We start from the raw sequence: 24450 nt of genomic DNA, 5'->3' as shown, positions 1-24450 counted from the left end.
AGTAAAATTACAACTTATGTATTACTTTCATCATCTGTTCGCCCAATCCAATCGTGTAGCCTTGCGAAACAAAGACAATTCGTCCGAAAGTATCGGCAATAACAAAAACAGGCAATGTGTTTCCATTCGGCAAATTCGCGCCTTTTACCAACATATTGGTAATTGTTTGGTCCGTATCGATGCCATAAGTAATTGTTTGCGGCAGCGTTCCAAACTCTTTCGTGTCGAAATTAGTCCATCCTTGTTCGTCTTTGAACAACAACACCATACTACGCCCCCAGCCTTCAAAGTCTTTCGCAAACTGAGCGATATCACGCATCGCATGGTTGGTCGGTTCCTGTCGAGCACCCAGTATACCTACAATAAAGTAGCCGCGCCCTGTGGTTGAAAGGATACTTACTTCTTCGCCGTTATCTGCCCGTTTGAACTTTCCTTCCGCATCCATGCTGCCGATAACTTGTATCTCGTCGGCACTTTCGCGCATAACCAGTTCTGTTTTCGTAGTTTTACCGGCTTCGATATTAAAGAATCTGAGTTCTGCCAATACGCTGCCGTTTGCCATACGCGTACCGGTGGTCAACATATAATTGCCTTCGTCCAGCGCAAGCGGTTGTTTTAATATGCCTGCCCAGGTATTACCTAAGCCCATATCAACGTTTGCGTTACTTCTGAAGTTAAGTGTTTGCAGCGTTCCATCCCGGCGTACTTTAGCAAGGGTGAAATGACTGTAATATTTCGGATTATCGAGCGACTTAATGGCCTTATACGGAGCAACCACCTTACCCTGACGGGCCGTTACCTGTTCTGCTGCTTCGAAATCTACATCTACCCAGTTGCCGTCCTTATTAAATTGAATTTTCTGTGCGATCGGCTCAATGCGTGCCGGGATACCCAAGCTACGAGCAAGCGAAATAAAGAAAATAGTACGCGACTGTACATCAGCCACGCGACTTTTCCACACCCCCATCGGCATAACCGGAATATTTTGCGGATTCAGGTCGTTATTGATTGTAATATTCTTTTTCACCCAGTCTACCAACACCATCGGATCCGCTTTAACCTGTTCGGCCAGCGCAGCATTTACTTCTTTTTGGAAGAATGCTTTATAGCCGGTAATCATTTCGTTCGCAACGCGAGGATTAAGCACATAGTCGGCAAACAACTTCTGATCCGCTGATTTACTATGCAGTAGATGATCGCGCAATACAGAAGCAGGGGTATCTCTCAAATCCTTAGCAGAAACCACTTGCAGTAGTTCAAGAGCTTTAGTGCGTTCGTCGGCAGGCGTTTCACGCAGGAATGATTCGATTTCCTTCCAGTTTCCACGACTACCAAGCAGTAGATTCGTCGTTTTTTCTGTATCGATCGCTAATTCTTTTGCCAGAGCGGCCGCTTTCTCGTCGGTATAGAACGTAGCCACATAAGCATTACGGATATCATCTTCTTCAAGCAAACGCTTTGCATTTTCGGCCTTCTGCTCTTCAGTTACTTCGGCAGGAATAGAACCATCTACAGGAGGAACAACATCCAATTCCACTGTTTCCAGATCACCCGGACTCTTATCTAATACGATCTTTACCTGATCGTCTTTGCCAAAAGAAATCTTCTGATAGCCAAAACGTCCGTCTTTCGAAGCCCAGGCAAGCATATCACCCTTTCCGGCAGAAAGGAACGTTTTACCTTCCGCGTCTGTCGCCTTACGGGCTACAGTAGTAAATTGGGCGTAATTGTATATCTTAAACTCAACCGTCACGCCGGATACCGGTTTTCCTTCCAAATCCACTACCGTAACAATTGATTTTGCGGTTGGCGCGTAGTTGCCAATTACATTCACTTCTGTGTATGCATCAGTAACTTCCATTACCTCTTCAGGACCGTTATAATGTCCGAATACCTTCGTATGCATTAACATCCCCCGGTAAGCCGGACCATTAAACCAACCCAAATTTAAAATTGGTTCCGGCTCGCAAGCACCAAGGAAAAACCATTTTCCATTCACCCAAGCCTCAACCCAGGCATGATTATCGTCTGTATGCGCCCAACGCGGAGTATACACCTGACGTGCCGGAATACCTACCGCACGCAAAGCTGCCGTAGTAAAAGTAGATTCCTCCCCACAACGCCCATAAGCTGTTTTTACAGAAGCAAGCGGCGAACTGGTACGCGCATCGGAAGGCGTATAAATCACTTTTTCATGACACCAATGATTTACCTCCAGCACGGCATCATACAAAGACAATCCCTTCACACGATCTTTCAGTTCATCATAAAAAACCATCCGGCTTTCATCCAGATTCTCATTATTAATACGGATCGGCAACACAAAATGGCGGAAAATCTCTTCCGGGATACTATCCCCCCAAGGCATTTCCTCCTTCGCCTTAAACGAAGAACGTACACTGCTCAAATAAAGACCGCCATCATAGTCGGTTACATCACCAATAGGCATATAAGCATAGAGAAACATAAGTGCTTCTTTTTCGAGAGGAGTCATCTCTGTTTCGAAAACAGAAAAAAGATCACCGTGCGGAAGCGCGGTTTGTTTAGCGTTAAAGTCTGTCTCGACCTTCGTTCTGAATGCATTATCGGTAATAAAATGCTGTTCTTTTTCACCACATCCGAATAAAACAAAAGCAAGCAGTAATGAGGATAAAATCGTTTTCTTCATGTTTAATTATGAAACTATATGAATGGATTGATAAATAATTAAGCCACAAAGATACTAATAAGAAATACGTTATATTCTAATTGTTCAGCATGAATACAATAAACGGTCGTAATTATTGGGTGGGGGTAAGGTTGTTTAGAGATAGTATAATCAAAAAGAAAGCGGGTGAATCAAAGCTTTATTTTGATACACCCGCTCACAATTAAAACCTAATCCTATCTGTTTCTTATTGGAAATTCGGTGATTCGCAGCGTTGTGCAGCCGAATGGTATTAGCTCGATCTCTACCTCATCACCGTTATCAGGGCCTTGCTGAGTGAAATAGGAGACGGAACCGGCTGAACCTCGATAAGCCTGCCATGTGCTGATGGGATATCCTTTACCTTTAATCGTTATGGGGGCATCGTTTAATGTCCACGGGTATTTTGCGATAGTAGTCGCTTTCTCAACCTTAAAATAGTCGTTGATTACTTCCGGTCTCAGTTGACTGGTGGAAAGAGCAAAATTCCATGGGCTGTCTGAAGTTACTTCATAAAACCATTCTCCGTATTGATTCACTTTTTCCGGTTCAATTGTTTTCTTCTCCCATTTTTCATTCATCTTGAGCGAATAGATCAGTGGTCCTCTTTCTATTACAGCAGCACGGTCAAACCAATGCGTGGCTTCAATATGCATTGGCAATTCAAGCGTGAGCTTATCTCCTTGTTGCCATTCACGATTAATACGTACAATTTCACCTTGATAAGCATCAACTGCAATAACAGTTCCGTTCAAACGAACAACGGGTTGTTTACACCAGGCAGGCACACGTAAGTGAAATGGGAAGAATGCTTTCTTAACTTTAGTATCAGCAAAACGGATCGTGAAACTGATAGTTTCTTCGAATGGATATGCTGTTTCTTCTTTGATCTGCACAAACTTCCCGTCAGCTACTTTTGCCGTTACATTTGAAGGTGCATAAACTAAAGCAGCAATACCATTATCTGCAGTAGCATACCATAAATTCTGCACAAACTTCGGCCAACCTTGGTGCAGGTTAGATGTACAGCAAGGATATCCGGTCAACACTCCGTGTAAAATATCTGTATCATCATGTGGAGTAACAAAATCGCGCCAATGACGGTCTATCGCGATCTGATTGATCTGATGGTAATATTGACGCGCGGAGAAATCATCAGTTATCTGTGTTGGCAGTGCATTGTAAGCAATACGTTCCAAATGATCTGCCCACTGTACGTCTCCGGTTATTTCAAGCATTTTCTCCAAAGAATACATCATTTCTACCGCAGTACATAGTTCAGATCCAAGATTTGGATTTCCAAATCGTAGTAATTCATCACCTGCCCACAATCCTGTCGGAAACGCGATCGTATTCCGCATATCAGTAACCGCCTTTTTTACGGCTTTAATTTGTTTTGCATCCTTATTTTGTTGAAAATAGATTACAGGCTCTTTAAATCCTTGTGCTAAATTTACGCAATGAAGACTATGTTGACGCTTCAGATGATCCTGATGCAGGAAAATATCCGTCCAGTCTAACGTTTGTTTATGAATAAGCTCTCCTAATTCCAGAAGAGATTTGTCTCCGGTTATATTGTAAAGCCAATATACAACCAACAGATTATCACCTCCACGTTGTTCGCCCCAGAAGGTCCAGTTTCCAAGTGGTGTTTTCGGTAATTCCTGCAATTGATAATTGAAGTATTTTGTCAGGAAAGAGATTATACGTTCGTCGCCGGTTGCCGAATAATATTGCTGCATTACTTTTAACATAACCATCTTAGGCCACCAATCATGCGAATTATTACGCTGAAGACCGGCTTCATGACCACGATCCGTATCCGGACCGAAATAACCATTCGGTTTTTGTGAAGCTAACGTCCATTCAATCCATGGCTGCACCTTTTCAATAAGCGCCTTATCATTTAAAATATAAGCTAAAGGGAGCAAACCATCAATCCAATACGGGCCCCTCTCCCACACATCACCATCACCACCAAGCCAACCATTACGCGAACCCATTACATGTTCATAAACGGTATCCATATGCCCGGTCATCCCGGTTGCCATTCGCTTCAGCTGTTCTTCCAACCAACCTTCAGGCTTAATAGCACCGATAGGCAATTCAACATAAGGCTTTGTCAGCAACGGAGCCTTGTTGTTCAGATAATTCCCACTCAGATTATCCCCCGAAGCGGTCGTTGCCATAACATACAAAGTCATTGTTAATAAAGAAATAATTACTAATCCAATTCGTTTCATGATATATTTATATTTTAATTATTTATATTCACTATTTCGGAAATTCCAGCACACTCTTCCCCAAATCTTTTGAAGTTGCCAGCGCAATAGTCCGTTGTTCTTCTCCATTATCTCTGCTCACCGCACAATAGAAATGATAAACAATGCCATTGTAGTTTATCACACACGGTTTATGAGCATACTGCATATCATAAGACTCAGAAGGAGTAATCAAATCTTCTCCGGCCCAAAGCGTCCAGTTTACCAGATCATAAGAGCAGGCAAACCGATCAAACGCTTTTGGTCTCCACCCTGCTCCAAAGTAGAACATAACCCACAGATCATCCATTTTGGTTATATAGGCATCTCCACTTATTCCGCTACCATGGTCAATAACGGGTTCGTCCCGATATCTATTCCATGTCACCATATCTTCAGACACTGCAAGAGCAATACGCTCCGCCCTTGCTTGCCCAGGAGTTTCTTCACCTTTATTCTTTGCATTATAAAACATTACAAAGGGGTATCCCAAGGTTTTGTTCTTGTCGTTAATAACCGAACTCTTGTAGATGGTTTCTGTCTCATACCAACGAGCATCTGGGTCTGTAGGTAACATAACCGGATGTTCCGGTCTGTTCCATTCAACCGCTTGAGTTATATCTGCAGTATTGGCAACACCAATACCCAACATTCCCGCCTCATAACCTTCCGTGGCGCCTCCCAGATAAGACATCCAGTATTTATTATCAAACTTATTAATAGTATATGAACCACCCCATTCATAATCCTGCAAGGCTACATACCCAGCCTTCTGATTGGCATCCCAGGTATTTTCCGTAAAAGACAGGATTTTTCCTTTTGTTTCCCAGAATAAAAGATCCGCGCTAGTAGCCAACATTGTTTCATAACCCTTCCCATCAAACACAATGTAGATCATGTACCAAAGATCACCATGCCTAAAGACACTCGGACTATCCACCATCTTGTTTTTGACTTCTGGAACAACTACTAATCCATACTTATAAGGTGTCTTAACCTTTTCATACACCTGATTCATTGTAGCATGATCAACCATCACCTTCTTTTCCTGCTCTTTAGGCTGACTACAAGAGGTAAAAAGAAGAGGAAGGAAGAGTAATGAAACAGCAAACAGAATAACTCTAAGATTTATTTTCATGGCTCTTATAGATTAATGCTAACTTTTTTAATGCTTTCAGATTGGTGTACTTTCTCTCCGTTCACATAGATTGTAAAGCCTTTGTCTTTATTGTAACGAGTTCCTGTTCTATCATAGCAAACAGTGATTGTTTTTCCTTTATAAGACAAATGATCCAAACAAAAATACTCCCACGAGCTATCCGGAATAAGTGGATTTACCACCAGAACATTGTTATCTGACGGACGTATACCAACCAGACCGGAGATAACAAGATCATTAAATGTAGAGTGGTTATAATCTTTTCCTCGCTCCTCACCTCCTTTATCTTTTGACCACTTAACATCATTAAAATTTAGTAATCTTGTACGCGATATCCAGTCTCCTGTATAAGGATTCAGATTCTCATCGATCCAAGGCAGCACGCTCCCATCTTCCAAAACTCTCTGATGAGAACGACTATATTGAGATAAAAGAATCCAATAATCTTTCTTTGATACCTCTTCCTGATTATAATTATTTAAAAGATTAGCCATAGCCGTCAATGTAACCGATGTAGAAAAGGGCCAAGTCGGACCATCCCAGCGACACTCATGACCTTCATAAGATATAGTAAATAACGGATGACTTTGTTCTGCCGTTGTAATTCCGTAAGGCGCAAAGAAATACTTTGAGTCCATCAGATATTTCCAGGCTACAGAATAGTTGTTGGGTGGAATATTAAAATACCAAGGTGTATAACCATGCTCTTCTCTTACATCAGAGAAACTCATATCCCGTCCTTTCGGTATGACTTTAAAGAACTCTGCCTTTTCATCCCATAAACGCGTATTTATGGAGCGTTTAATATGTTCAGCTTTTGCTTTATACAATGCTTCTTTTATTTTATCTCCTGCTTTATTTGCTATTTTTTCTAATGCGATAGCATCGGCGTACATATAACTATTAATTGTAGCACGGTATCCATGACCATACGGATCAGCATACGATCCTGAGATAGACACCTCCATTCCGTCCCGGTTGTCATATTGCCAAAACAGACCACTTTCGTCGAGGCGTTCGGCTTCCCATGATGCATAATTCTGATCTAATAGTGGGAATAGTTTTTTAAGCAAATTATCATCCGGATGCACTTTGTTAAAGTTGATTATCGCATCAGCTGCCCAAAAAGAATATGAACGGGGACTGGATTTTCCATTAAACCAAAAAAGGGCATAGTCTTTCAGGTATTGCGGATCTTTAAGCCAACGTCCTTCCATAAAATGATGAGCCGCCGGACAAGAAATTGAATTATACTGACCCGCCCAACCCACATCCGGGAGAAACTCTGTAATAATATAACCCTCCGGCGTTTTACGGATATGCTTCCGGTATGTCCACCAACGAAAATAGTAAGTCTCTTCTAATTGCTTATCAGGACAATCAAAAAATGGAATATTAGCTATCAGAAAATCCCAGGCTTTTTCATTAGGGAATTCTCCCAACCTATAAAGTTCGTAATCATTCGCATTAAATCGCTCAATATATTGTTTGTAGTTATCTTTAGATAATATTTGAGCCTCTGCAATTGACGTAAGCATCAACAGCAGAAAGGTTAAAGTGGTATATTTCATACGATATATCTCCTTTATTTTACTTCATCAATATTTATTTCAAAGATGCCGACTGCTTTTTCTGATTGCGGTTTCATTAGCAGCCTTATTTTCGTAGTCAGTATTTGCTTGCCCGGATGTACCATGTTGAATTGGTCTTTAAATACATTATAATCATCCGTGACATACAATGGAAAGGCTGTCCAACCCTCTTGGGTTTCGTATTCGAGCGACCATTCTTCCGGGGTTTTTACTCCTTGGTTATCATCCACCCAAAAAACCGAAACACTTTGTATATCTACAGGCTTATCGAGTGTTACAGCAATCCATTGGTCTTTTCCTTGCTCGCCCCAACTTGTCCATTTGTATAGTTTCCCATTTGCGGAAAGCGTAGGCACCTGATTGTCTGCAACAGCGGCAAGATGGTCTCCCTTATTGGTGTATGACGCGGCAAGACTTTTAAACTTACCATGCGTCGCTAAACGACGGTCGATATATGGTTGTACGTTATCCGATTCGGGAAACCAAACCATCATGCTGCCATCTCCACGGTTATTCCACGCATAGTAAGGGAGTAGATTCAAATTAAATTCCTCGTTTCCATGGGCGGTTTTCTTCCAGGCAGCAACTTGGATTTGCGGTATGTGATTTAATCCATTATCCAAACTTTTTCCTGAGGCCGGGGTTCCTTTAATGAATACATTCGGCAGACAGTCGTTATTGTCTACTCCTTCCGCACAATAGACCAAAGGACCTTTCGTCAGACTCACACGACCTCTGTCTGCTTCTACCAGATCTATCGCTTTTGAATATCTCAAGGGCATCGGCAAATGTAATTCTACGACATCTCCTTTTTTCCATGTCCGGTCAATCGTGGCAAATCCTTTTGTCAAATTGGCATTTACTTTTTTCCCATTTACAGAAAGACTCCAACCGGAAGGTTGTGCGTTTATGAAATGATATAATTCACCGGGCACAAACTGTTTACCTGTCCATGTCGGGATACGAAATTTCATCGAGAATTTTTGTCCGTTTTCATCGGGGTTAACTTCCCAACGCACTTGTTCGTCAAAAGGATAGTCTGTTGTTTGTTTCAACTTCACTTTACCTGTTTCCAATTGCAAAGTAGTACTGCTTCCGGCATAAAATGAGCAATATATCTCATTCTGCATAGTAGCGTACATTAAACTTGGAACCTGAGGGATCAGGCGTGCCAGATTAGAAGGACAACAAGCCGTTCCAAACCAAGGAGACCGACCACGCAACCCATGATTAAAAGGCTTTATTCCGTCTGCTTCCAGTGGATTCAGATAAAAGAAGCGATTTCCCTCCAGATTCACACCTGCCAATACATTATTCAATAGAGCAACTTCCGCCACATCCATGTATTTACCATCCTGCTCCATAAGGAACATCCGATGATTAAAAAACACGTTCCCAACGGCAGCACAAGTTTCGTCGAATGCTTCCAAGTTAGGCAATTCATATTCCGGACCAAAGCCCTCAATTCCATGAACAGCCCCCAAACCTCCGGTTATATGCATACGCGTATCCACAATATTATGCCAGATACTATCTAACGCTGGGCGTAAAGTTGGATCATGCATATATACACTCACGTCTGCCATTCCGGAATACAGATAAGTAGCACGCACGGCATGTCCCACCGCAGTTGTTTGCTCACGAACCGGTAAATGCTGTTGCGCATATTCCGGAGACATAACGCCCGTTCCCTCCGGACGGTAAGTCACGCCACGAATATCGAGAAACCTCTTTGCCATCTGAAGATATAAACTATCTCCCGTTACACGAAACATTTTAACCAGCGCAAGTTCGATTTCCTGATGACCGGGAGCCTGATTTACAGGCTTTCCACCGTTATAATTCGGATCGCCTTCAAAAAAAACCTTGTTTATATGACGTGCATTTGCCTGGGCTACTTGCAGCCATTTATCCTTTCCCGTTGCCTGATAATAAGCGATAGCACCTTCGTACATGTGCCCCATATTATACAATTCGTGGCTATGCACAACAAAAGAATAAGGCGTCGCACCCATTTCTTTTTTACGACCTTTCGCAACTCCGGTTATATGAGACTCATAATTATAGCCATCTTTCTGCTGCGCATCCGCGATAATATCAATAATCCGATCCATCTCAGCCTCCAGATGCAAATCCCGTTCCAAGGTCAACAAATAAGCCGCTCCTTCCATTACCTTATACAAATCGGAAGCAACAAATCGATGCGGAAAAGGCAGTTCATCAGGAATTCCTTTTAGAAAGTTTGCCGTTTTTTTCAGATTCTCGACCGCCGGTTTCGTTTTATCCAACGCAAAAGGCACCAAAACCTTCTTCTGAGTCTGTAAACGAGGAAGCCAAAAATTATCTTCCAAAACAACCTCGTTGAAGACTACCGGATTCAGAATCTCCTGAGCATGAATATTAAATAATGAAAAAGAAACGGTTAGTACCGTTAAGAGCTTTTTAATCATGACCTAATTTTAAGTTAGTTATTTACATAATCAATCCAGACCTTCATTTGTCCGGCACTTCTGTTATCCCAAGAATAGTAAGGTATCAAAGTTACATTTTTCCCTGATTCTTTAGCTGTTACAGAAACAATTCCGCTAAGTATAGAAGGAACATAAGTCTCAGCAAACAAAGTTTTAGGAGAAAATGTCATTTTTTCAAAAGATTCGGCATTATCAATTTCCTCAGCACAATAAACAAGTGGTCCGCGTTGAACAGCACGCTTTCCTTCGTTTTCTTTTACCTGAGGATCAGCAGAAACAATCTGAACCGGCATATCGATTTCTAATTCAATTTTGTCGCCTTCTTTCCATTTATTATTAAGCACTACATAACCTTTTTCTGTTACAAGGTTATTCTTTGTTTGACCGTTAACAATTACTCTATAGGATTTACACCAATCAGGAATACGCAGTCGTATTTCTTTTTCTAATGGTAATGACAACGATTTCACCGTTAATTTAACATTGCCTTCCCAAGGATATTTTGTTTCTAATTTTAAAGTTATCTCCCCCTCATCCACATTAAACTTAGCTTCATTTCCAATATATAAATTAACCCAGACAGCATTATTTGAAACCCCATAAATATAATTTCCGACGGATGGAAGAAAGCGAGATATCTGACTTGGGCAACAAGCACAACCATACCATTCCTTACGATGATGCTCTCCAAAAGAAGCTAATGGATTTACATAGAAAAAACGATCTCCTTTAAGAGAAACTCCGGCTAAAGCACCATTATACATAGAACGTTCAAGCACATCAATGTATTTACTATCACCTGTAAACTGATTCATCCGTGAATTCCAGTAAACCATCCCTACAGAAGCACATGTTTCACAGTAAGCATCATAATTCGGAAGATCATAAGGTTCGGTGAAGCCCTCATTATGTTTGGATGAGCCAATGCCGCCGGTAACATACATCTTTCTCAAAACCACATCATCCCATAAACGATCCAGAGCTTCAATATAGCCCGTATCATTTTTGAGTGCCGCTACGTCTGCCATTCCACAATATAAGTACATTGCACGTACAGCGTGACCAGCTATATCCGTCATTTCTCGTACCGGCTTATCATCTTGGCAATACGCAGATTCCCATGGTTCATTATTCCAACCTACACCATGCCCATGTCCTCGCTCTTCAATCAGCCAATTAGCAAAATTAAGATAGCGTTCATCTTTCGTTTCGTTATATAACTTTACTAATGCTAATTCAATTTCCTGATGACCAGGAACCCAGTGTCGTTTGTCCGGCCCGAAAACAGACATCATGTGTTCTGTCATTTTGATTGATACATCTAATAATTTACGTTTTCCGGTAGCATGATAATATGCCACAGCAGCCTCAATCATATGTCCGGCACAATACATTTCATGCATGTGCATATTTGTCCAACGTTCATTAAGATCAGTAAGCGTGTAATATGTATTAATATATCCATCCGGTTCTTGGGCAGACGCAATCTTGTCAATCCATTCATCAGCTTTAGCCTCTAAATCCGAAGCTGGATTATCAATCAGAGAATAAGCAATACCTTCCAATGCTTTATAAACATCAGAATCATCAAAATAAATACCCGAATGTTTACCGGATTTTTTCGCAGCATTTTCAAAATTCTGAATCCTGCCGGTCTGATTTTCTATCTGATCAATACAAACGGCCAACGTTGTTGTTGAGTGATTATTTAATCTATGCGTCCAGAAATCATCCTGTATTTTGACACAAGAGAAGTCAATCTGTTCTATCATCTTAAAGGACTGCTCCTTTTCCTCCTTTAAATCCTGGCAGCCAATAATGGCTACGCAGGATATAAAAAGTAATAAATATCTATTCATAATTCTATTTACTTAAATAATTTGGATTCTGTTCCAGATTGGGGTTAGAGGTCAACACTTTTTCCGGAATAGGAAAAACGGTTCGGTAATCCCCTTGTGGTTTATGTGAAAGCCAACTTTTCTTTGCAAATACACCAAAACGTATCAGGTTTCGACGAGACTGAAGTTCCCAAACAAACTCCCATCCTAATTCATCCAACATACGACCAAACTGAATTGGATCCTGATTTCCAGGATCTGTAATTTTATAATTTTCTACATAGCCGTATTTATATATTGAATTCGCTTTTAACTGCTCATCTGTAACAATTGCCTTATCAGGATAATCTTTGAATGCTCTTTTACGCACTTTGCTTACCAATTCACCCGCTCCGCTTTGTCCTGTTCTCAATAAACATTCTGCCTTCATCATTAACACCTGAGCATAGCGGAAAACCGGAAGATCTGTTGTGCTATTATTTGTACTTCCGGCAATAACCTCAAACTTGTTCATCCTATATCCTTCCATTTCTGAAGTATAGTTGGCATTAGGAACATCTTTTGTATAGACAAATGGCTCTCCTTTTTTATCGTATGTCCCTTTCAATTGTATTCCATCAGCTGCATATTGAGGTCCCATCAGCCAAGTATCCTGTAAACGGCTGTCATCATCATCGTAGGTGTCAATAAATTGAGTAAGTCCAATTGCTGCGCCACTTCCCCAAGGGGTTGCTTCTGTTAAAAACTTCTTTTTCAATTCACCATGCCAGGAATACATGTGAATGGAGTTTCCTCCTCCATATTCCCGGTCAAAAGGAACAGAAAAGATTACTTCTTTTGATGACTCTACCCCTGTAGCACGAAATGAAGCGTTGTAATTATCTGACAAAGCACACTTATTGCTATTGATTATATCATTACACTGTTCAATACATTCATTCCAGCGTGCTTCTCCAACATAAACTTCAGCATTCAAATAAACATTGGCCAATGTTGTTTTAGCAGCCCATTTACTCATGCGTCCATACATTTTACCTCCCTGTTCTTCATTTAGTTTAGGGATTACTTCGATCAACTCTTTCACCACAAATTCATAAATTTCTTTGCGACTACTTTTAAAGGGTAATTCATCAGTCTTCTTCACAACAAGAGGGGCATCTCCGAAATTATCGCAAATCATCCAATAATAATAAGCGCGCATTGCTCTAATTTCAGCAAGCCCGGCTTCTTTTTCCTCAGTAGATGCTGCAGGAATCACATCACGTTCAATCTGATCTAATACATTATTACAGATAAGTATTCCTCTATAGAATTGATTCCACATATTACTTACATGTGTTTGCTCTGAATTCCATGTGTGATAATGCATACGACGATAAACTCCCCCATCATCCCAACCTGATGCATTGGGTGCCAAAACAATGGCATTACCGGTCACCTCTTGTCCGGTGAAAAAGCCCCAATGATCTAATGATGAACGTAAATAAGCGTAAATATTCGCAATGGCCGGATGAAAATCTTCTGTGGTGTATTTATAACTCTGTTGCGTAACAGATGAATACACTTTTTCGTCCAGATTATTATCGCAGCTAATTATAATGCCGGATAATACAACGGTAATTATATATTTCAGATATGTCTTCATATTTATTAATTTTAGAATTTAAACGAAAGTCCGAATGTATAAGTACGTACTGCAGGATACCTGTTTTTGTCATCACATCCGGGAGCTCGTCCCAAAATATTTACTTCCGGATCTACGCCTCCATATCCTGTAATAGTAGCCACATTACCAATTGTTCCATAAACACGAAAACGCTGAATCCATTTATTGTTAAAGTTAAAAGTATACCCTAAAGTAACATTATCAATCTTCCAGTAGTCTCCGTCTTCAATATAATAGCTCACATACTGTAATTCCTGATTATCTGCTAATGGGCGCTTTCCATAAACATTTTCAAAAGCTTTTTGCATCACATTACCACGAGAAAGCATTACAGGAGCGGCATATTGCAATTCCGGCATATTCAATATCTGGAATCCAAAAGCTCCACGCATAGTTATTCCCAAATCGAAGTTTTTATAGCTTATTGAGTTATTCCAATTCAAATAATGTTTTGGAAGACCATTTCCTAAAATCTTTTTATCTGTAGGCTGTTGCTCTGAAATCGGTTTCGGCTTACCGTCTGCACCTTCTATGATCCAGTGTCCGTTTTCATCAATATCAATGCTCTTAAAACCATAGAAATTCCCCATTGGCTCACCTTCTTGTAAACGATGCGTACTTTGCTGAATAGGCTCTCCGGTACCCCCTTCATCTGAATAGCCACTAGAAATAAATTTATCATTAGACAGAGCCAATACTTTATTTGTATTTGTAGAAAAATTCAGATCCGTTATCCACTGAAACTCTTTAGTTTCAAAAGGTATAGCCCTTAACGAAATTTCAACTCCCTTGTTTTCGATAGATCCACCATTCGCATTCATATTTGAGTAGATATACGGAGGTGACGGTACATCATAATTCCATAATAAATCATTTGTCTTTCTAAAATAATAGTCAATACTTCCGGTTAATCTATCATTAAAAAATCCAACATCTAAACCTGCGTTAATTTCTTCCTTCTTTTCCCAGCGTAAATCCGGATTAGAGTTACTTGCTGGTTTGATAGATTTTATCCAGTCACCATTATAATAAATATAATCTCCAAAACTAACCGTAGTTAATGACATGTACGGATCATCAGGAACAGTACCGGTAATTCCGAAGCCAGCTCTTATTTTTAATATTGTAAAGAGGTGTTGATCCTCCATAAATTCTTCTCCTTTTATATTCCAAGCACCGGATATTCCCGGAAAAGTTCCCCATTTATGATCTGCTCCAAACTTTGTAGAGCCTTCATAACGGATACTGGCCGACAACATATATCTACCTTTGTAGCTGTAATTCAATCTCCCAAAATACCCAATAAGCTTATTATCACTTTGATACGAACTTACATTAGCTCTACCATCACGCAGTGCTTGTCCGGAACTCATATTATTATATGAATAATCATCAGATGGAAAATCCCAGTTTTGCATCCAATAATTCTGATAATTATTCGCCTGCCAGCTATACCCTCCTAAAAGAGTAATTGAATGATCATTTGCAATTGTTTTATTGTATTGTGCTGTCAGTTCATAAAGTTCGTCTACTGATCGGTTTGTTCCTCGAGAGGCAAATCCGTTTTTATTATCTTTTACCGTAGAAAGATGTTTTTTCGTTTCATAATATCCCTGCACTCGGTTGTAGATATTTCTTGCTGCCATATATTTGATATCCAATCCTTCAATAGGCGAATATGTTATTGAGGCTGACATACGTAAGTTTGTTGCCTGACTTTTACCATCAGCTTCATATAGCATAGCCAAGGGGTTAGAGTAATCTGTCTTAGATGGACTTTGGTACCAATTTCCATCAGCATCTTTGGCTGGATCTGCCGGACTAAAGTTTAATGCATTCCTGTATACACCGCTATTAAAACTACTACCATCTCCACCTGTTCGGTAAGTTTGTTCGTAACCACTTAAGTTTGCATTAATCTTTAACTTATTATCGAACATTCGATGATTTACCTCAATACGCGGATAAATCATTTGATTATCCGATCTTTTAATAATCCCTTCCAATCCTCTATATTCGAAACTGGCAGTATAATTTGTCGTTTTACTACCTCCCCTTAGACTTACATTATAAACTTGTGAGAAAGGAGTTCGGGTAACCTCATCTAACCAATTAACATTTCCACCATTGTCTTGAGCGCCGGGTTTGCCTAATTTAACCTTATCCATATATTCATTATAAGTCATAAATGGCAATTTTCGGGCTATTTGTTGAGTTGAAATATAGCTGTTAACTTCCAAGGTAGTAGGTACATCTCCTTTCACACTTTTGGTTGTAATAATAATTACACCATTTGTACCGCGTGTACCATAAATAGCAGCTGCAGAACCATCTTTTAATACATCAATCTGTTCTATTTCTTCAGGAGAAATTGTATTTAAAGCACCGGGTACTCCGTCTATGATAATTAAAGGACTCGCGCTTGCTTTTAGAGTAGTAACCCCACGTAGTAATAGTTGAGAAGTCGATGTCGGATCTCCACCGGGTGAAACTATGGCTAATCCCGGCACTTGGCCTCGAATCATTTGCGCGGCATCAGGAGCCGGAGCTTTAACAAAATTCTCAGATTTTACCGTAGTAATAGCACTTGCGACCTCCCCTTTCCTTTGGGTTCCATAACCAACAACAACAACTTCTTCCAAAGCTTGCAAATCTTCGCGGAGTAGGATAGAGAATACGGTATTATTTCCTACCTGAACTTCTTGTGTAAGATACCCGATGAATGAAATGTGTAAAACATTCTGGGATTCAACATCCAGCCTGAATTTACCATCCATATCGGTAACAGTTCCATTAGTGGTTCCTTTTACAATAACATTTGCTCCAATAACAGGTTCATTCTTCTGATCAACGATAGTTCCTGTGATTGTTTTTTTATTCGTTTGCGTAATTACCGGGTTGGCATCGTGTTCTTTTCTTGATAGTATGATATACTTATTTTCAAATTCATAGCCTATTCCGGCTTTGTCGAAAGCCAAACTTAAGAATGACGCAATTTCTCCTGTTTTTTCTTTTATTTGGAGAATTCGCTCGGTATTTACTTCTCTGTTACGAAAAACGATAAGATAATCTGTTTGTGCTTCTATCTCTTTTAATAACTGACCAACGGAGATGGTAGTTGCATTGAACTGAATAGTTGTTTTTTGAGCTTTTGTATTAACAGCTAAAAGCTGAATTACACAGGTAAACAACAAAAGCAGAGATAGTTTCATAATTTTTACAATTTTACTCTTGTTTCGAGATTGCACAATAAAGGTTGTTAACAAAGTTTTTATTTTCATATCTTTGCTGAGATTAAGTGAATACTAAAAAATCTTAGACAGTATTTTGTATTTGCTATTAACGGCAGTTGTTCCAGCATCTGCCGTTATGCTTTTTAACAGTGGTGATAGTTCATAGGCATGTATTTATTTAAAAGTTAAACAATTATATTTTAGCGACTTAGTATGATCCGATTGTTTCCTTCGTCTTTTTCTATTTTAAATTTATGTATTTTATTAATAATGCGTAATATTTCGTCTATTCCATCCCGTTGGCGGAACTTACCGGTATATTCCCAAGTGTAAATAGTGGGGTCTTTTACTATGATTTCTATATCAAAATAGAGCTCAAGTTTTTTCAATATGTTTGCAAGTGATTCATTATAAAAACTGTATATTCCTTCTGTCCAAAGGAAGTAGCCGGTATCCGGAATGCGTTCTACTTTCATTTTTCCTTTTTCAACGGTTACTTGTTCGCTTGGTTTTAAAACAACACTTCCCGATTCGTCGTTTTCAGGATAGACCATCAAACTTCCTTCCAGAAGACTAGTTCTGAATATTTCTGTTTCAGGGTAACTAAATACATTGAATGTTGTTCCTAACACTTTCATATCTATACCTTCGGCAGAGACAATAAAAGGACGTTCTGCGTCATGCGTAACATTAAACAGGGCTTCTCCTTCTACAGCGACACGTCTTTTATCTTTTGTAAAAGATGCCGGATAATAAAGTGTAGAACGTGAGTTCAGCCAGACAGATGTTCCGTCTTGAAGGGTAAATTTAAGTCTTTGTCCTGCGGGAACATGCAATGACAGTAACTGCTCATCTTGTAAGTTCTGAACTTGGTTTATTGTGTAGAGGTAAGTAACAGTAACCAAAACAATTACTGCGGCAGCAATGCTGGCTGCTTTTGCTACCAAATTAAGCAAGCGTTTATGTTTAAGTCTGCGAATGAATAAATGATAGCTTTTGCCTGACTCCAAATGATCTTTTTCTTCGTTATAGGCATAAGATGCCAAGGTTTGCAGATTTTTCAGTTCAATAAACTCCTGCTTTAGTTCTTTGTTTGATTCTATAGCACGTAGTAAACGTAAACGTTCTTCTTGTTTGAGTTCACCTTGAAAATATTGATGTAACTGATTTTCCATTCTGCCGTTTTATATAGTAAACAAACAGCTAAGAAAAATCCGCCAAAAAAAAAACAACTATTTCTAAAAAAGAATCAGAATTAGAGGATAAAATCCTTTCAATTTCTCTCTTAACTTCTTATACGCTATTCCCATTTGTGTTTCAATCGCGTGAACAGAGATGTTTAATTCCGCAGCAATATCTTTTTGCTTTTTTCCTTCAATTTTACTCATTACAAATATTTGTCTACATTTAGGAGGTAATGAATTAATAGCATCGTCAATTCGTTTTTTAATATTATTACTCTGAAAAAGTTCAACATTCATGAACTCCAGCGATTCTAAATTAATTTGTAGAGTTCTAACATACTCTTCCTGCAAATGATTCGAAATCTCTTGTTCAAGCATTTTTCTTTTTAGCAGGTTTATACATCTGTTTTTGATTGCGGTAAATAGAAAAGCGATAAGATTAGTGTAAGCCAACAAAGTTTCTCTTTTTTCCCAAAACTCGAGAAATACATCTTGAAGAATGTTCTCCGCATCTTCTTCAGATACAACGTACTCTCTGGCAAATCGTTTCATACGGGCATAATATTGGAGATATATTTGTTCGAATTCCTTATTATTATGACTTTGTCGGTTTTTCACAATCATATATTCAATAGTTTCCCAAACTTAGATATAAAATTTTGAACACAATATAGTTCCCTGGGAAAACACAACAATTTTCACACACAAATTATACGGATAAAAAAACATCCTTTATCTTTTAAAACATATCCTTTATTTTTTCGAAAATAACCTTTATGTTTCAGAAAATAACCTTTATGTTTTTTGGGGTGTATTTTACGTTGATTTTCATGGCTTATTTTTCGAGGTGAAAAACAGGGGATTTTAACTAATTATTGGGGTGATTTTAACTTAAAAATTACACGGCGTCGATGCCGTAGCCGAACAAGGAAAAATCGGCAAGGCAGGGGTCGAAGGGAAAAATTTGTTTCATTGCCTCGGTCAATTCAATTGCGGCTGTCATGCTGGCTGTTTTATGCGTAATTAGTTTTAGTTCGTGAGAGACACGAAATACATGCGTGTCTAATGGGATAATCAGATCGTTTGGGGAGAAATGGGTGGACCAGATCCCGAAATCAACGACTCCATCGTTCCTGATCATCCAGCGCAGGTACATCGCCAGGCGTTTGCATGCTGAGGTGGAAGCTTTTGAGGGTATTCCTTTTATGTCTGCAAATAGGGATTGCATTCTTTGAATGATATTGTTTCCTGTTGTTGCCGCAAGTGCATCTTCGAGTGATTCGTATTGTTGATAGATTGCATGTAAACGATCGGTTAAATCGAAGAAATCGGCAAAAGTATAGAACCGGTAACAGGTATCTCTTTTGTTCGTATTTTGTTTGCGCAAGGCTTCACAACTGCTCATTCGTGTTGCTTTGTCTTGCATAATCCATTGATAGGGACTTGCTCCGAATAGGGAATGGAGTTCTTCTGCTTTTTTCAAGATCAACGGCCGTCTACCATAAGATATCCAGGCGGTAATAAATCCGGATATCTCCCGGTCTTTTTTTTCGGTGAAACGGTGGGGAAATCGAATCGGATCATGGGGAATAAATTCCTTGCAATTGTATTTCGCAGCCCACCGAATCAGTTTTTCTCGGGTTATAGCATCTACCATTTTATAAGCGGAGTAACCCGTTTTACGGGGCGGTCATCTTCAAAAAATCCAATCACATTATCGCATACTGCTTTTGCCATTTCTATACGTGTTTGCATGGTTTGCGTTCCTATGTGTGGGGTAATTACTACGTTATCTAAGTCAAGCAGTTCGGGCGACGGATAGTCTCCAAACTCAAAAACATCGAGTCCGGCTGCTCTTATTGTTCCTTCTTTCAAGGCTTTAATTAATGCATACTCGTCAATCAGCGGACCACGAGCGGTATTGATCAGTACCGCGGTTGATTTCATTTTGCGCAACTCATTTTCTCCGATTAAATGGTAGGTTTCTTTTGTGTAAGGCGCATTTAACGACACAAAGTCGGAGCGCTCCAACAGCTCTTCAAATGAAACATATTCCACTTTAAACCGGGTTTCGGCTTCCAGATCAAGCTGACGCCTATTATGATAAAGCACTTCCATTCCGCAAGCGTTTGCTCTTTTTGCCAATGCCTGACCAATGCGCCCCATACCAACTATTCCTAAGGTTTGTCCCGTAACGCCTACACCAAGATTTTCGAGTACGCCAATTTTCATGTTTTTTCCTTCAATTCTCAGTCGGCGGTCGCATTCGGTTACTCGTCTGGCGGCATCCAACATCAGGGCTAAAGCAAGGTTTGCCGTCGGCGCCGTTACCTGATCGGGCGTATTCGCTACGGTTATACCCTTTTCTATAGCATAGGGTATATCAATGTTATCATAGCCTACGGCATAGTTTGCTACTAATTTTAGTTTTTCCGCCCGGTCCATCAGTTCTTTATTTACCGGAAAATCAAACATGGAGCATAGCACATCATATTCCGGGATCATTTCTAACACTTGTTCATAAGAAAATCCCTTTTCATCGGGGAAAGTCACATCGTATTTTTCAACCAACTCATTAAAACCTTCCCGAAACATGTCATAAGTCACTAAAATTTTCGTCATCTCGCTCTATCTAAATTTGTTATCTGAAGCCAAAAATACAGAAACACCTCCTTAAAGCAAAGAAGAATTACTACTTTTGTGCGTTAAAGAAGATTGATTATGGTATTGAACTACATCTGGATCGCGTTTTTTCTTATCGCCTTTGTAGTTGCATTGGGGAAATTATTAATTGCCGGAGATACAACTGTATTTACGGATATTATTAATGCTACTTTCGATTCGGCTAAAACCGGTTTTGAGATCTCTCTCGGGCTTACAGGCGTGTTGACGCTTTGGCTCGGCATTATGAAAATAGGAGAAAAGGGCGGATTGATACAGTCATTCGCACGTGCCGCTTCGCCTATTTTCAGTAAACTATTTCCGGATTTGCCTCACAATCACCCGGTTACTGGATCAATCTTCATGAATTTCTCCGCCAATCTACTCGGATTAGACAATGCGGCTACTCCCATGGGCTTGAAGGCTATGCAGCAATTGCAGGAGTTGAATCCGAAGAAGGACACAGCAAGCAACTCAATGATTATGTTTCTGTGTATCAACGCATCAGGACTTACCATCATCCCAATAACGGTAATGATGTATCGGGCACAAATGGGCGCGGCTAATCCTTCGGATATATTCCTCCCCATTTTGTTGGCCACGCTAAGTTCAACGTTGGTAGCGGTGTTTGTAATTTGTCTAAAACAAAAGATAAATGTTTTTCAAAAGAGTTTACTGCTTCTGTTTGGTGGTATTATTTTATTTGTAGGAGGATTAGGCTGGCTGTTCAATTCGTTAGAAGAAGATAAGGTATCTCTATATTCAACTGTTTTCGCGAATGCATTGTTGTTTACCATCATTTGCGGTTTTCTCATTAGCGGAATAAGAAAGAAGCTGAATGTATATGACACCTTTATTGAAGGGGCAAAAGAGGGTTTCCAAACGGCAATAACAATCATACCTTATTTGGTGGCGATCTTAGTTGGGATTGGCGTTTTCCGTGCTTCCGGCGCAATGGATTTTCTGATTGAAGGAATACATCTTGCGGTAGCGGGTTTAGGAATAGACACACAGTTTGTAGGAGGACTTCCTACTATTTTCATGAAGCCGCTTAGCGGGGGTGGTGCGCGCGGTATGATGATCGATGCGATGCAAACGTATGGTGCGGATTCTTTTGTTGGCCGGCTTGCTTCCATCGCACAGGGAACTACAGACACGACGTTTTATGTTGTGGCGCTTTATTTTGGAAGTGTAAACATACGAAACACCAGATATACGGTTCAGGCTTCATTATTGGCAGATCTGGCAGGTGCAATTGCCGCGATCGCCGTAACTTATATATTCTTTTAAAAACAATCAGTATGGCCATTTCATATTTTGCGGAAGACATTAAATCGCCCGACATAAAGAAACGAACGATTAGTTCGTGGATAAAATCCGTTGCAGAAACTTATGGTAAACGGGCAGGAGATATCAGCTACATTTTTTGTTCGGACGAAAAGATATTGGAAGTAAACCGCCAGTATCTTCAGCACGATTATTACACCGATATTATTACGTTTGATTACACCGCCGGCAATGTTATTTCGGGAGATTTATTCATAAGCTTAGACACTGTCCGCACAAACGCCGAGAAGTTTAATACGCCTTATGTGGAAGAACTGCATCGCACAATCATCCACGGCATTCTGCATTTATGCGGCATAAACGACAAAGGTCCGGGAGAAAGAGAGATCATGGAAGCAAACGAAAACAAGGCGTTGGCTATGCTTCCTCCGGAAATTCTCACAGCCAAATGAGCTGTTCGATTGTTATATAAGACAAGCATTCAGGACTTAATAGAAACAGGATAAAGGAAAAATGGATTTTAAATATGATATAATTGTTGTTGGCGCCGGTCATGCCGGTTGTGAAGCTGCTGCTGCTGCTGCCAACATGGGCTCGAAAACATTACTTATCACGATGGATATGGGCAAAATAGCCCAGATGAGTTGTAATCCGGCTGTAGGCGGGATTGCGAAAGGACAAATAGTTCGCGAGATAGATGCTTTAGGTGGTTATATGGGAATTGTAACGGATAAAACATCCATACAATTCAGAATGTTAAACCGCAGCAAAGGACCCGCGATGTGGAGTCCTCGTGCTCAAAGCGACAGAAACCGGTACAGCGAGTACTGGAGAGGGATATTAGAAAATCTGCCAAATCTATACATCTGGCAGGATATGGTGCGTGAGTTGATTGTTAAGGAGGGTCGGGTTTGTGGCGTAAAGACATTTATGGATGTTGAATTCGCTGCTAAATCCGTTGTACTTACTAACGGAACATTTCTAAACGGACTGCTCCACATCGGGAAAACAAAGCTACGCGGCGGACGCATTTCCGAACCAACAGCTACAGGACTGACCGAACAACTGATCAATTTTGGGTTTAGGGCAGATCGTATGAAGACGGGAACGCCCGTTCGCATAGATGGGAGGACTGTACATTTTGAAGAGATGGGAGAACAACCGGGAGAACACGATTTTCACAAATTCTCTTATTTAGATCATACGGCTCACAACTTAAAACAACTTAGCTGCTGGACTACCTACACCAACGAAGCTTGTCATGACATACTTCGCGAAGGTTTACCAGACTCACCTTTATATAACGGACAAATAGAAAGTATAGGTCCTCGTTATTGCCCAAGTATAGAAACAAAGATCGTTACGTTTGCTGACAAAACAGCTCATCAACTTTTTCTGGAGCCGGAGGGAGAGACAACGCAGGAGTATTATTTGAATGGTTTCTCATCGTCTTTGCCTTTGCAAGCTCAGCTTCGCGCATTACAACAAATTCCGGCCTTTCGCGACGTGCATATTTATCGTCCCGGTTATGCGATCGAATACGATTTCTTTGATCCTACCCAGCTTCATCACACGTTAGAGACCAAGTTAGTAGGAAACCTGTTCTTTGCCGGACAAATAAACGGCACTACCGGATATGAAGAAGCAGGAGGACAAGGATTAATAGCCGGCATAAACGCACATCAAAGTTGCCATGGAGGCACACCCTTTATCTTAGGAAGAGATGAAGCTTACATTGGAGTGCTTATTGACGACTTAGTAACAAAAGGAGTGGACGAGCCTTACAGAATGTTTACCTCACGCGCAGAGTATCGCATCCTACTCAGACAAGACGATGCAGATATGCGCCTAACAGAAAAAGGATATAACTTAGGATTAGCCCAAAAAGATCGTTATGATCTCCTGACGGAAAAGAAAGCGTTTCGCGATGCGATCATTTCTTTCGCCGAAAATTATTCAATCAAGGCGCAATACATCAATGAGGGATTAGAAAAAATCGGGACTACCCCACTCTCCCATGGCTGTAAATTAAAAGACTTAATCTTACGCCCACAGCTAACCTTACAAAATCTATCCGAGCTTGTTCCGGCACTAAAGGTCGAGCTTGAAAAAGTTCCGGCATCACGTAAGGAAGAAATCATTGAAGCAGCAGAAATTTTAATTAAATACAGCGGCTATATCAAACGCGAACAGATCATCGCTGATAAAATAAACAGACTGGAAAATATCCGAATTAAAGACAAGTTTAATTACAACAACATACAATCTTTATCGACTGAAGCCAGACAGAAGCTCACGAAGATTGATCCGGAAACAATAGCTCAGGCAAGTAGAATTCCGGGGATATCACCGAGCGACATAAACATCCTGTTAGTTTTATTGGGCCGATAATCGTGGATTGTTCCACGTGAA

At 40.2% G+C, this 24450-nt stretch carries 15 protein-coding genes; 3 read left to right on the top strand and 12 right to left on the bottom strand.

The features are described from left to right. Positions 1-7 precede the first annotated feature (7 nt). The 12 genes from B9Y81_RS13230 to B9Y81_RS13175 form a co-directional block, all read right to left on the bottom strand. Positions 8-2668 (bottom strand): transglutaminase family protein, encoded by a 2661-nt coding sequence (locus B9Y81_RS13230; RefSeq protein ID WP_085537379.1) that lies wholly within the window; start codon positions 2666-2668, stop codon positions 8-10. A 215-nt stretch (positions 2669-2883) separates the two neighbouring features. Beyond that, positions 2884-4929: a beta-L-arabinofuranosidase domain-containing protein gene (locus B9Y81_RS13225; RefSeq protein ID WP_085537378.1), complete on the bottom strand. Its 2046-nt coding sequence runs from the start codon at positions 4927-4929 to the stop codon at positions 2884-2886. A gap of 31 nt (positions 4930-4960) precedes the next feature. After that, positions 4961-6085 carry a glycoside hydrolase family protein gene (locus tag B9Y81_RS13220; RefSeq protein WP_085537377.1) on the bottom strand — a complete coding sequence of 375 codons (1125 nt, stop codon included), beginning with the start codon at positions 6083-6085 and terminating at the stop codon, positions 4961-4963. 5 nt (positions 6086-6090) lie between these two features. Further along, the gene (locus tag B9Y81_RS13215) at positions 6091-7677 is read right to left on the bottom strand and encodes an MGH1-like glycoside hydrolase domain-containing protein (RefSeq protein ID WP_085537376.1); all 1587 of its coding nucleotides are present in this window, start codon (positions 7675-7677) and stop codon (positions 6091-6093) included. Positions 7678-7691: 14 nt separating this feature from the next. Further along, positions 7692-10148, bottom strand: a complete 2457-nt coding sequence (locus B9Y81_RS13210; RefSeq protein WP_095996283.1) for a glycoside hydrolase family 127 protein — start codon at positions 10146-10148, stop codon at positions 7692-7694. A 14-nt stretch (positions 10149-10162) separates the two neighbouring features. Next, on the bottom strand, positions 10163-12028 hold the full coding sequence (locus B9Y81_RS13205) for a glycoside hydrolase family 127 protein (protein ID WP_085537375.1): 1866 nt from the start codon (positions 12026-12028) through the stop codon (positions 10163-10165). Between the two features lie 4 nt (positions 12029-12032). Beyond that, positions 12033-13652: a RagB/SusD family nutrient uptake outer membrane protein gene (locus B9Y81_RS13200; protein ID WP_085537374.1), complete on the bottom strand. Its 1620-nt coding sequence runs from the start codon at positions 13650-13652 to the stop codon at positions 12033-12035. A gap of 11 nt (positions 13653-13663) precedes the next feature. Beyond that, complete coding sequence (locus B9Y81_RS13195; RefSeq protein ID WP_085537373.1) at positions 13664-16885, bottom strand: SusC/RagA family TonB-linked outer membrane protein; 3222 nt, start codon at positions 16883-16885, stop codon at positions 13664-13666. A gap of 221 nt (positions 16886-17106) precedes the next feature. After that, positions 17107-18081, bottom strand: coding sequence for a FecR domain-containing protein (locus tag B9Y81_RS13190; protein ID WP_085537372.1), 975 nt, complete (start codon positions 18079-18081; stop codon positions 17107-17109). A gap of 63 nt (positions 18082-18144) precedes the next feature. Further along, entirely contained in the window at positions 18145-18714 is a 570-nt protein-coding gene (locus tag B9Y81_RS13185; protein ID WP_085537371.1) for an RNA polymerase sigma-70 factor, read from the bottom strand. A gap of 274 nt (positions 18715-18988) precedes the next feature. Further along, a complete protein-coding gene (locus tag B9Y81_RS13180; protein WP_085537370.1) occupies positions 18989-19747 on the bottom strand; it encodes a TIGR02757 family protein in 759 nt (252 codons plus the stop codon). Then, positions 19741-20712: an NAD(P)-dependent oxidoreductase gene (locus B9Y81_RS13175; RefSeq protein WP_085537369.1), complete on the bottom strand. Its 972-nt coding sequence runs from the start codon at positions 20710-20712 to the stop codon at positions 19741-19743. Before B9Y81_RS13175 ends, B9Y81_RS13180 begins: the two co-directional genes overlap by 7 nt. Positions 20713-20811: 99 nt before the next feature. Here B9Y81_RS13175 and B9Y81_RS13170 point away from each other — a divergent pair, with 99 nt between their 5' ends. The 3 genes from B9Y81_RS13170 (at position 20812) to mnmG (ending at position 24429) form a co-directional block, all read left to right on the top strand. After that, positions 20812-22041, top strand: a complete 1230-nt coding sequence (locus B9Y81_RS13170) for a nucleoside recognition domain-containing protein (protein WP_085537368.1) — start codon at positions 20812-20814, stop codon at positions 22039-22041. An 11-nt stretch (positions 22042-22052) separates the two neighbouring features. Continuing rightward, positions 22053-22490: an rRNA maturation RNase YbeY gene (gene ybeY, locus B9Y81_RS13165; RefSeq protein ID WP_085537367.1), complete on the top strand. Its 438-nt coding sequence runs from the start codon at positions 22053-22055 to the stop codon at positions 22488-22490. A gap of 61 nt (positions 22491-22551) precedes the next feature. After that, entirely contained in the window at positions 22552-24429 is a 1878-nt protein-coding gene (gene mnmG, locus B9Y81_RS13160; RefSeq protein WP_085537366.1) for a tRNA uridine-5-carboxymethylaminomethyl(34) synthesis enzyme MnmG, read from the top strand. Positions 24430-24450: the final 21 nt, after the last annotated feature.

Origin of the sequence: Massilibacteroides vaginae (genome assembly GCF_900178525.1) — a bacterium.
GTDB classification, from domain to species: domain Bacteria; phylum Bacteroidota; class Bacteroidia; order Bacteroidales; family Tannerellaceae; genus Massilibacteroides; species Massilibacteroides vaginae.
The sequence above is the reverse complement of the archived record's forward strand: the minus strand, read 5'-3'. Positions and strand labels throughout refer to the sequence as shown.